The organism is Streptomyces sp. NPDC060198 (assembly GCF_042728415.1).
Classification (GTDB): Bacteria; Actinomycetota; Actinomycetes; order Streptomycetales; family Streptomycetaceae; genus Streptomyces.
Map to the genome: position 1 here is coordinate 1 of NZ_JBHWZJ010000369.1, position 6,872 is coordinate 6,872.

A 6,872-nucleotide genomic window follows, 5' to 3' on the forward strand; every position below is an offset into this window, starting at 1 on the left:
GGGCGTCCCCGTCGACCGGGGGCGCCCTCGTGGCGGTCCGCGGTCCGCGGTTCGTCGGCCGGCGGTTGCCACGTGTCCACCTGGGCGCCTGGGGACGGTGGCGCAACCCGTTGCATGGCTTCGGGCGTTCGAGGGAATACCCCTGACAGGTCGACGTCCGGTCATCAACCAGGCGGACGTCGCAGCATGTGGACGGCCCACCGGACCGTCCACCCGGGAGGCCCTTTGCACACGAAGGACCGTACGCACCGTACGGCCGACGCGGAGGGCCGGCGTTCGGCCCGCGCGCGGGGGCCAGAACCCGGTCCGTCCTCTTCCTCCGGGAAGTTCCGCGACGCCCGTCGCACTCCCCGACCTCGTCCGAGGGGGTACGTCCTTCCGTGGTGACCAGCTCAAAGCGCCGCATGCCCGACAGGCGCACCTATGTTCTCGACACCAGCGTCCTGCTGGCCGACCCCAACGCCATGACGCGCTTCGACGAGCACGAAGTCGTGCTGCCGATCGTCGTCGTCACGGAGCTGGAGGCCAAAAGGCACCACCCGGAGCTCGGTTACTTCGCCCGGCAGGCCCTGCGCCTGCTCGACGACTTCCGGGTCCGGTACGGCAGGCTCGACGCTCCGATCCCCCTCGGGGACCTGGGCGGCACGCTCCGTGTCGAACTCAACCACTCCGATCCCGGCGTTCTGCCCGCCGGCTACCGGCTGGGGGACAACGACTCACGGATTCTCGCGGTGGCGCGCAATCTCCAGGCCGAGGGGTACGACGTCACGGTCGTCTCCAAGGACCTTCCGCTGCGCATCAAGGCGTCCTCGGTCGGGCTGCTCGCCGAGGAGTACCGCGCCGAACTCGCCATCACCGACTCGGGGCACACGGGGATGGCCGAACTGCCGCTCTCCGGTGAACAGGTGGACCTGCTGTTCTCGGAGGAGACGCTGTACGTCCCCGAGGCGGCCGAGCTCCCGGTGCACACCGGGCTCGTGCTCCAGTCCGAGCGGGGCAAGGCGCTCGGCCGGGTGACGGCACAGGGCAACGTCCGTCTGGTGCGCGGGGACCGGGAGGCGTTCGGCATCCACGGGCGCAGCGCCGAACAGCGGATCGCGCTCGACCTGCTGCTCGACCCGGAGGTCGGCATCGTGTCGCTCGGCGGCCGGGCCGGTACGGGCAAGTCGGCGCTGGCGCTCTGCGCCGGCCTCGAAGCCGTCCTGGAGCGCCGCCAGCACCAGAAGGTGATGGTCTTCCGGCCGCTGTACGCGGTCGGCGGGCAGGAGCTGGGCTATCTCCCGGGCAGCGAGGCCGAGAAGATGAGCCCCTGGGCGCAGGCCGTCTTCGACACGCTGTCGGCGGTGGCGGGGCGCGAGGTGATCGAGGAGGTGCTGGGGCGCGGCATGTTGGAGGTCCTGCCGCTCACCCACATCCGGGGCCGCTCGCTGCACGACGCGTTCGTGATCGTCGACGAGGCGCAGTCACTCGAACGCAATGTCCTGCTGACCGTTCTGTCCCGTATCGGGGCGAATTCGCGTGTGGTGCTCACCCATGACGTGGCCCAGCGGGACAACCTCAGGGTCGGCCGGTACGACGGAGTGGTCGCCGTCGTCGAGAAGCTGAAGGGTCATCCACTCTTCGCTCATGTGACACTCACCCGCTCCGAACGTTCGCAGATCGCCGCGCTGGTGACCGAAATGCTCGAAGAAGGATAAAAATACGACAGATTCAGCGATCTGTCCTGCATGTCCAGGGGGCGCCCGGCGAGCGAAGCAGCTTAGCCGGGCGCCTTCATGTCGCGCCGTCATTTCCGTCAAACGGGTGGCATAAGGAGCGTGTGAGCTTTCCCACGCAACAGAGAATTGCTTCTCGGCGTCCTTCTCCGGCAGAGTCTTGCTTCCGTCAGGCCCCGCATACGGAAACCGGGCACCTTCAAAGGCGCTCAGCACCACACAACTCAACAACCGATCTCCGTATGCCGCCCGCGAGCACCACGCGGCACTTCCGCGAGGAAGTTGCCCACCGGGCCCGTGTCTCCCGTGACCCAAGCAGTAGGGAGGCCAGTGTCAGAGGGCACGATCGCGCCCGCGAGGTCACCTAAGCGGGCGATGCTGGAAGGACACCGTGTGAGCCGGATCTCGGTCCGGGGGTTCGCAGTGGCATCAGCCACCGCGGTCACCACCGTTGGCGCCGTCGTAGGCGTTGCTTCGGGCAGCACTCCCGCTGTCGACGACAACAACTTCGAGGCCACCGCAGCCGACACCACGCTGCTCGCAGACATCCCCGTGGGCCACCAGGCCCAGGTCCAGACCGCTTCGCTGACGCAGCAGGCCGATGCCCAGGCATCCGCAGCCGACGCCGCCGCGAAGAAGTCGGCCGAGGAGTCCGCGCGACTCCAGGCCGCCAAGGACGCCAAGGTCAAGAAGCAGTCGGCCGAGGACCAGGCGGAGCGCGAGAGGGAAGCCAAGGAAGCCCAGGAGGCCAAGGACGCCCAGGAGCGCGCCAGCCGTTCGGCCGTGCGCGACGCCACGTCGTTCGCCGCCCAGGGCTCGTACTCGGTCGCCGAGGTCCAGGCCATCGCGCGGCAGATGATCCCCGCCGACCAGTTCCAGTGCTTCAGCAACATCGTGAACCACGAGTCCACGTGGAACTACCAGGCGGTCAACGCCTCCTCCGGCGCGTACGGTCTGGTCCAGGCGCTCCCGGGCTCCAAGATGGCGTCCGCCGGCGCCGACTGGCAGACCAACCCGGCCACCCAGATCAAGTGGGGCCTCAGCTACATGAACGCCAGCTACAAGAGCCCCTGCGGCGCCTGGTCGTTCTGGCAGGCCAACCACTGGTACTAGGCCGACTGGGCCGTTCCCCGCTCCGACCCCCTGATGCCCCGCACCGTCCGACGGTGCGGGGCATCATGCGTGGTGCGACGTGTCACCCATGTACGGTCGCATTCCGGCCTTTCGGGGGTAGACGGTCGGTGCACACCCACGGGGGAGAGGGACCACGCATGTCGAAACTGCCCGGTTGGCTCGGACGCGCCGGGGCCGAACTGACGGACCTGGCGGCCCGCCTGGAGGAACGGCGGGAGCAAGCCGCGCGCGAGGATGCGGAGTCCGGGCGCGCACCGCACACGTCCGCGCGCTCCCGCCACCCTCACGCGAGCGCCCCGGCCGCGAAGAGCGACCCCGACGCGGGCGCACAGGTGCCCGCGCCGCCCGCCTACGCCCCCGACGTCGCCGCCCGGCCCGATCCGGTGGCCTCCATCCCCTGGGGCATGCGGGTCGCCGCGGAGGCCGGCTGGCGGCTGCTCGTGCTCGCGGGCACCCTCTGGGTGCTGATGCGGGTCATCAGCGCCGTCCAGCTCGTCGTGCTCGCCTTCGTGGCCGCCCTGCTCGTCACGGCGCTGCTCCAGCCGACCGTGGTGCGCCTGCGGCGGTACGGGCTGCCGCGCGGTCTGGCCACGGCCGTCACCGCGGTCCTGGGCTTCGTCATCATGGGGCTGGTCGGCTGGTTCGTCGTCTGGCAGGTGATGGACAACCTCGACACCCTCTCCGACAAGGTCCGCGACGGTATCGACGAGTTGAAGCGCTGGTTGCTGGACAGCCCCTTCCACGTCACCGAGTCCCAGATCAACGACATCGCCAAGAACCTCAGCGACACCATCGGCACCAACACCGAGGAGATCACTTCCGCCGGCCTCCAGGGCGTCACGGTGATGGTCGAGTTCCTCACCGGGATGCTGCTCGCGATGTTCTCGACGCTCTTCCTGCTGTACGACGGCAAGCGGATCTGGGAGTGGACCCTCAAACTGGTCCCCGCCCAGGCCCGTCCGGGGGTCGCCGGCGCCGGACCGCGTGCCTGGCGCACGCTCACCGCCTACGTGCGGGGCACCGTGATCGTCGCGTTGATCGACGCCATCTTCATCGGGCTCGGGATCTGGTTCCTCGACGTGCCGATGGCGGTGCCGCTCGCCGTGTTCATCTTCCTCTTCGCCTTCATCCCGCTGGTCGGCGCCGTGGTGTCCGGGGCGCTGGCGGTGGTCGTCGCGCTCGTCACCGAGGGGGTGTTCACCGCCCTCATGGTGCTGATCGTGGTGCTGGCGGTGCAGCAGATCGAGGGGCACATCCTCCAGCCGTTCATCCTCGGCCGGGCGGTGCGGGTCCACCCGCTCGCCGTGGTGCTCTCCGTCGCCGCCGGCGGGATGGTCGCGGGCATCGGCGGCGCGGTCGTCGCCGTACCGCTGGTCGCCGTCACGAACACGGTGGTCGGCTACCTGAGGTCGTACAGCAGGCAGGAGGCCCAGCGGCACTCCCCGCAGCCGCACGGCGCCTCCGCGCTCCACGTGGCACCCACCCCCGCCCCCGGCACCCCGCCCGAGGACCGGTACGACGAGTCGTACCCGGGCGGTGAGGACGGGACCGACGGTACGGGGACGAGCGGTGGGGCCCCCGCCACCCCCGAAGCACCCGCTGCACCCGCCACCCCTGAGGCACCCGCCACCCCCGAAGCCCCGGAAATCCGGCCGGAGGACACCGGCACCGGCCCCGGCGGCCGTCCGGACCGCCCGTAGGCAGCCCGCACACGAGAAGCTCACGCGCGGGGGCTCGCGAACGAAAAGAAGGACCCCGCGGACGGTCGGTCGTCCGCGGGGTCCTTCTCGTACAAGGTACCGCTGTCCTATTCGGCGAGCACGGCCTCGGCTTCGAGGGTGACGCCGACGGCCTGGATCACCGAAGCGATCTTCACGGCTTCCTGAATGGTCTCACGGTCCACGCCGGCCTGGCGGAGCACCTGCTCGTGGGAGTCCAGGCACTGGCCGCAGCCGTTGATCGCGGAGACGGCGAGCGACCACAGCTCGAAGTCGATCTTCTCCACGCCCGGCTTGCCGATGACGTTCATCCGCAGACCCGCGCGGAGGTTGCCGTACTCCGGGTCCGACAGCAGGTGCCGGGTCCGGTAGAAGACGTTGTTCATCGCCATGATGGCGGCGGCCGACTTCGCGGCGGTGTACGCCTCCGCGGAGAGGTTGGCCTTGGCCTCCGGCTCCAGCTCGCGCAGGACCTGCGGCGAACGCGAGGCGATCGCGCAGGCGAGCACGGTGCCCCAGAGCTGCTGCTGCGGCAGTTCGCTGTTGCCGATGACCGAACCGAGGTTCAGCTTCAGGTCCTTCGCGAAGTCCGGTATGGCGGACTTGAGTTCGTCGAGTGCCATGGTGATGTCAGCTCACTCGCCGGAGAGGAGGGCGACCGGGTCCAGGGTGTTCTCGCCCTTGGTCCAGTTGCACGGGCAGAGCTCGTCGGTCTGCAGGGCGTCGAGGACCCGCAGGACCTCCTTGGGGTTACGGCCCACGGAACCGGCGGTCACCATCGTGAACTGGATCTCGTTGTTCTGGTCGACGATGAAGACGGCGCGCTGCGCGAAGCCGTCCTCGCCCTCGATGCCGAGGTCACGCATGAGCTCGTGCTTCGAGTCGGCCATCATCGGGAACGGCAGGTCGGTCAGGTCCGGGTGGTCCTTGCGCCAGGCGTGGTGCACGAACTCGGAGTCGCCGGAGAAGCCGAGGATCTGCGCGTCACGGTCGGCGAACTCCTCGTTCAGCTTGCCGAAGGCGGCGATCTCGGTCGGGCACACGAAGGTGAAGTCCTTGGGCCACGCGAAGACGATCTTCCACTGACCCTCGTAGGTCTTGTGGTCGATCTGAGCGAACTCCTTGCCGCTCTCCAGCGACACGCAGGCGGTCAGGTCGAACTCGGGGAACTTGTCACCAACAGTGAGCACGCGATCTCCTAGCAGGTCAGGAATTCCCCTTTTGGGAGCCTTCCTGGAGGGTTGGACTGGCTCCACCTTGGCACAGAGTGCATTGATCGCGGAAATAGCTACACTCGGTTCCGATGATCGGAGGTACCTATCAGTGGCCCAGCCAATCCAGGGCAACAGGACCAAACAGCCCAGCCTCTCCCAGCTGCGCGCCTTCGTGGCCGTCGCGGAGCACCTGCACTTCCGGGACGCGGCGGCGGCCATCGGGATGAGCCAGCCCGCCCTCTCCGGGGCCGTCTCCTCGCTGGAGGAGGCACTCGGTGTCCAGCTCATCGAGCGGACGACGCGCAAGGTGCTGCTCTCGGCGGCGGGCGAACGCCTCGCGGTCCGCGCCGGAGCCGTCATGGACGCGGTGGGCGCGCTCGTCGAGGAGGCCGAAGCGGTCCGCGCGCCGTTCACCGGGACGCTGCGGCTGGGGGTGATCCCGACCGTGGCGCCCTACCTGCTGCCGGCCGTGCTGCGCCTGGTCCACGACCGGTACCCCGCACTCGATCTCCAGGTGCACGAGGAGCAGACCTCCTCACTGCTGGAGGGGCTCACCGGTGGACGGCTGGACCTGCTGCTGCTCGCCGTGCCGCTCGGTCACCCCGGCGTCACCGAGCTGCCGCTCTTCGACGAGGACTTCGTCCTGGTCACCGAGCGGACCCACCGGCTCGGCGGTCGCGAGGACATCCCCCGCGAGGAGCTGCGCGACCTGCCGCTGCTGCTGCTCGACGAGGGGCACTGCCTGCGCGACCAGGCGCTGGACATCTGCCGGGAGGCCGGACGCGTGGACGGGACGCCGGTGACGACGACCGCCGCCGGGCTCTCCACCCTCGTCCAGCTCGTCGCCGGCGGCCTCGGCGTCACGCTGCTGCCGCGCACCGCCGTGACCGTGGAGACCGACCGCAACCCGGCACTGGCCACCGCCCGCTTCGCCGCACCCGCCCCCTCGCGGCGGGTCGCACTGGCGATGCGCACCGGGACCGCCCGCCACGAGGAGTTCGGCCGTCTCGCCGCGGCACTGCGCGAGGCGATGGCCGTACTCCCGGTACGGACGACGGCCGCCGGGGAGCACTGAACCCCGGCGGCCCCGG

Annotated in this window: 6 protein-coding genes; 4 read left to right on the forward strand and 2 right to left on the reverse strand. The window is 69.7% G+C overall.

Features of this window, described 5'->3' with window-relative positions:
- Positions 1–380 precede the first annotated feature (380 nt).
- From ACFWEP_RS29390 to ACFWEP_RS29400, 3 genes are all read left to right on the forward strand, one after another.
- The gene (locus ACFWEP_RS29390; RefSeq protein WP_387374514.1) at positions 381–1,697 is read left to right on the forward strand and encodes a PhoH family protein; all 1,317 of its coding nucleotides are present in this window, start codon (positions 381–383) and stop codon (positions 1,695–1,697) included.
- 411 nt (positions 1,698–2,108) lie between these two features.
- Positions 2,109–2,828 carry a transglycosylase SLT domain-containing protein gene (locus tag ACFWEP_RS29395; RefSeq protein ID WP_387374516.1) on the forward strand — a complete coding sequence of 240 codons (720 nt, stop codon included), beginning with the start codon at positions 2,109–2,111 and terminating at the stop codon, positions 2,826–2,828.
- Positions 2,829–2,986: 158 nt separating this feature from the next.
- Complete coding sequence (locus ACFWEP_RS29400; RefSeq protein WP_387374518.1) at positions 2,987–4,549, forward strand: AI-2E family transporter; 1,563 nt, start codon at positions 2,987–2,989, stop codon at positions 4,547–4,549.
- A 107-nt stretch (positions 4,550–4,656) separates the two neighbouring features.
- Here the strand turns inward: ACFWEP_RS29400 and ACFWEP_RS29405 are convergent, their stop codons facing one another.
- Entirely contained in the window at positions 4,657–5,190 is a 534-nt protein-coding gene (locus ACFWEP_RS29405) for an alkyl hydroperoxide reductase (protein WP_387374520.1), read from the reverse strand.
- A 12-nt stretch (positions 5,191–5,202) separates the two neighbouring features.
- Positions 5,203–5,757, reverse strand: a complete 555-nt coding sequence (locus ACFWEP_RS29410; RefSeq protein ID WP_328719654.1) for a peroxiredoxin — start codon at positions 5,755–5,757, stop codon at positions 5,203–5,205.
- Between the two features lie 133 nt (positions 5,758–5,890).
- Between ACFWEP_RS29410 and ACFWEP_RS29415 the strand changes: the two genes are divergently transcribed.
- Positions 5,891–6,856, forward strand: a complete 966-nt coding sequence (locus ACFWEP_RS29415) for a hydrogen peroxide-inducible genes activator (RefSeq protein ID WP_387374522.1) — start codon at positions 5,891–5,893, stop codon at positions 6,854–6,856.
- Positions 6,857–6,872 lie beyond the last annotated feature (16 nt).

What these genes read in the sequence shown, in the direction of transcription:
- ACFWEP_RS29400 (WP_387374518.1), top strand. Translation starts at nt 2,987, where the DNA reads ATGTCGAAACTGCCCGGTTGGCTCGGACGCGCCGGGGCCGAACTGACG.
- ACFWEP_RS29405 (WP_387374520.1), bottom strand. Translation starts at nt 5,190, where the DNA reads ATGGCACTCGACGAACTCAAGTCCGCCATACCGGACTTCGCGAAGGAC.